Origin of the sequence: Sphingobacterium sp. UBA6320 (assembly GCF_002440335.1) — a bacterium.
Lineage (GTDB): Bacteria > Bacteroidota > Bacteroidia > Sphingobacteriales > Sphingobacteriaceae > Sphingobacterium.
On record NZ_DJTA01000019.1, the window covers coordinates 1 to 3,650 of the forward strand.

General features: G+C 38.0%; 2 protein-coding genes. Both read left to right on the forward strand.

Translation table 11 applies throughout. The features are described 5' to 3' along the window. Positions 1 to 991 precede the first annotated feature (991 nt). The gene (locus B3P23_RS11325; protein ID WP_293926009.1) at positions 992 to 2,401 is read left to right on the forward strand and encodes a Gfo/Idh/MocA family protein; all 1,410 of its coding nucleotides are present in this window, start codon (positions 992 to 994) and stop codon (positions 2,399 to 2,401) included. 122 nt (positions 2,402 to 2,523) lie between these two features. Next, positions 2,524 to 3,615: a formylglycine-generating enzyme family protein gene (locus tag B3P23_RS11330; RefSeq protein ID WP_293926011.1), complete on the forward strand. Its 1,092-nt coding sequence runs from the start codon at positions 2,524 to 2,526 to the stop codon at positions 3,613 to 3,615. Positions 3,616 to 3,650 lie beyond the last annotated feature (35 nt).

Here is a 3,650-nt window from a genome sequence, read left to right on the forward strand (position 1 = left end):
TTTTTTGTGCGTTAAACTTTTTCTATCCTTCGGATGCAGCATAGCCCAATCTCATTGCTTTAGAACAAGCCATTCCGCTGCTGCAGTATAATCAATACCACTGACGCAGCAATGACCCCTCCTGCTGCCGCAGATAATCTATTTCACAGCCAAAGATATCGACTTGCTACGGCAGTACTGCAGACGCATCACACTTACCTTTCTTCTCCTTCATGTCCGACCTGGTTCCGGATATGGCTATTGGCGGCACGGTTCCACTTCAAGCTCATCCCCCATATCCACGCCAGGCAACTCCTGCTTTTGAAATACGCTTATAGCTCACCCCGTGAACTGCCGAAGAATCGGTGATATCCTGCTTTCTATTCATCTAGCTGATCTATCCTGCTATTCTTCAATGATATACTCCATAGGAGCTTTTTGGCTTTGAAAAAATTAAATTCGTTTTATACAGGTTTTCTAAAATCGTATAATCTTTGGATATCGAATTGAGAGATGATGGTTTGCCATGCATCATATATTTTAATGCCTAATAGATTGTTGAAAAAATCCTTATTAAAAGTAGATATGCATCTTTGTCTCTTGTTTGGTTAGTTCAGGTATGATGAGCTCAAATAGAGAATTATAACTCAAGATGATGATGTAACACAATAATGTGCTCAAGTTTTATATTCATCGTGTCGTGCAATTACTTTTATGTAACTAATTGGTTACTAGATTTACATGATATCATAAGTAAGGGATGCCATTTTGCAAACGGTTGTTTATTTTAAGCAAACGATTGCTTTGTTTTTTTATTTTTTATTATCAAATATGTAGTGTATTCTTGTTATAGAAAAGGTATACGACCGATTCTATAACTAATTATTGGACTATTGCTATCATTAGTTTTGATAATCATTACAAAGACTGTTTAGTTTGTTTTAAAATAGGTGATTTTAGAGGGGCTTTCTATAGCCCCTTTAATTTTGTATGTAAATTATATCTATCAAATATGAATTCTAATAGAAGAGATTTCTTGAAGAAAGCGGGTATCTTATCATCTGTAGCGGTGACATTACCAACTTTAAATTCCAATGTATTGGCAGCGACAAAATTCAACATGTCAGGTTATGCCGCTCCTAAAATTGATAAAGTGTGTGTAGCGGTTATTGGTTTAGGAATGCGTGGCCCTGGTGCTGTGGATCGTTTATCTTACATTGATGGAGTGGAAATTGTGGCTTTATGTGATAAACATGCAGATCGTGTAGAACGTGCTCAAGGTATCTTACGTAAAAAATCATTAAAAGATGCTAAATCTTACTCTGGTGAGGATGGTTGGAAAGATATGCTAAAAAATGAGAAGCTAGATTTAGTATATATTTGTTCGCCTTGGGATTATCATACTCCAATGAGTATTGGTGCGATGAAAGCTGGTGCTCACGTTGCCTGTGAGGTGCCGATTGCATTGACACTAAGAGATTGTTGGGAAGTCGTAAGAGTTTCAGAAGAAACAAAAAAGCATTGTATGATGTTGGAAAACTGCTGTTACGATTTCTTTGAAATGTTGACATTGAACATGACTCGCCAAGGTTTATTTGGTGAGATTTTGCATGGTGAAGGTGCTTATATCCACGATTTATTAGACTTGAATTTTGCAAAAAATGGTTATGATAATATGTGGAGATTGCGTGAAAACATCAAATTGAATGGCAATTTGTATCCAACACATGGTCTGGGACCTGTGGCACAGTGTATGAATATCAATCGTGGTGATAAAATGAACCACTTGGTTGCGATGTCTACAAATGACTTTCAAATGGGGGCTAAAGCAAAAGAATTGGCCGCTAAAGATTCTTTCTATCAAGAATTTGTTGGTAAGAGTTTCCGTGGTAATATGAATACGACGTTGATTCGTACAGAGCTGGGCAAAACGATTATGTTGCAACATGATGTTACTTCGCCTAGACCTTATTCGAGATTGCATACGCTAAGTGGAACAAAAGGCTTTGCTCAGAAATATCCTACTGAAAACATTGCTTTTGGACATAGCTTCATTACACAAGATAAATTAAAAGAATTATATACCAAATATACACCTGAATTGGTGAAATTTATTGGCGAACAAGCAAAACAAGTTGGTGGACACGGTGGAATGGATTTCATGATGGACTGGAGATTGATTGATTGTTTGCGCAATGGTCTTCCATTGGATCAGGATGTTTATGATGGTGCCTCTTGGAGTTGTATCGTTCCATTAAGTTTTGATTCTGTTAAACGCGACTCCAGAACAGTCGACATTCCTGACTTTACAAAAGGAGCATGGAAGACAAATAAACCGGTGGATATTACTTTAAACGGTGGTGGTACAACAAAAATTCGCTCAAAAGAGGGAAAAGTTAGTGGTGTTCAACTAGACGTATAATTTTTTTGTAAGCGATATAAAAAAAGAGAACAGTTAACTGTTCTCTTTTTTTATTTAACGATATTTTCAATTCTTGTTGAAAAATATCTAAATTGTATCTTTATTTGTTATCGACCCAACCTATGTGCAAGAATTCATTTCTTTTTATACCATGTTTTGTCTTGTTGACTTCATGCTTTAGTAACAGTGAACCAAAAGGCCATACTGCTGATCTTTTTGTTTCTCCAGATTCTTCACGTTGCTATATGGCAACAACTATACCCTCTCGGTTTTCTAATGCGGATACTACGTTTCACATTGTGGAAGGCTCAGGTATTGATCAGGTCAATATGATCAAGGTTGCTGGTGGTTATTTCTTAATGGGGTCTGATCAATTTGCGGATGCTAAGCCTGTTCATGAAGTTAAGATCGATGATTTTTTAATCGATGAACATGAAGTGACCAATGGTCAATTTGAAACATTTATCCAGGCAACAGGGTATGTAACTGTGGCTGAAAGACCCCTAGATCCCAAAGAATTTCCTGGTGTAGATCCTGCAATGTTAAAACCTGGATCTGCCATATTTTCCCCCCCTAAAGAAGTTCAAGGTTTAACGAACCATTTGCAATGGTGGTCTTATGTCGTCGGAGCAAGCTGGAGGCATCCTGATGGTCCAAATAGCAGTATTAAAGGTAAAGAGAACTATCCTGTGGTGCATATTGCTTATCAAGATGCCGAAGCCTATGCGAAATGGGCCGGGAAACGGTTACCCACAGAAGCAGAATGGGAATTTGCTGCACGTGCACGAACATCCAATCCAATGACCTATTATTGGGGAAATGAACTATTGGATAATGACCGCTATCTCGCGAATATCTTTCAAGGCCAATTTCCTGTTCTAAATACGAGGTTGGATGGTTATGTCGGTACTTCACCAGTTAAAGCTTTTCCAGCAAATTCAATCGGTCTTTATGATATGGAGGGGAATGTCTGGGAATGGTGTGCGGATTATTATCGTCCTGATTATTATGCTAAAAGTTCTTCCGCTAATCCTAAGGGGCCAGCTGATGCTTACGATCCAGATGAGCCAGGGGCTGTTAAACGTGTACAGCGTGGTGGTTCATTTTTGTGTAATGATCAATATTGTGAACGTTATAAAGCAGGAAGCAGGGGCAAGGGAGAAGTGAATAGTCCGACGAATAATGTCGGATTTAGATGTGTGAAAGATATTTAGATCTCGAACAATTTGATCCAATAAAAAAGCCTTCT